The following is a 255-nucleotide window of genomic DNA, read 5'->3' as shown; positions in this document are numbered from 1 at the left end:
AATCATCATGCCCTTTATGTCCTGGGCTACACACGTGCTACAATGGTTGGTACAGAGGGAAGCTATATAGTGATATAATGCAAAACTCCAAAGCCAATCCCAGTTCGGATTGTAGGCTGCAACTCGCATACATGAAGTCGGAGTTGCTAGTAATCGCGGATCAGAATGTCGCGGTGAATGCGTTCCCGGGTCTTGTACACACCGCCCGTCACACCATGGGAGTTGATAATACCCGAAGCCTGTGACCTAATTGAG

At 48.6% G+C, this 255-nt stretch carries 1 rRNA gene; it reads left to right on the top strand.

Features of this window, described 5'->3' with window-relative positions:
• A 16S ribosomal RNA gene (locus ACU68W_RS09410) occupies positions 1-255 on the top strand; the annotation flags it as partial.

Source organism: Finegoldia sp. P2-F-LR (assembly GCF_052932265.1).
This window is presented reverse-complemented; position numbering and strand designations above follow the sequence as displayed.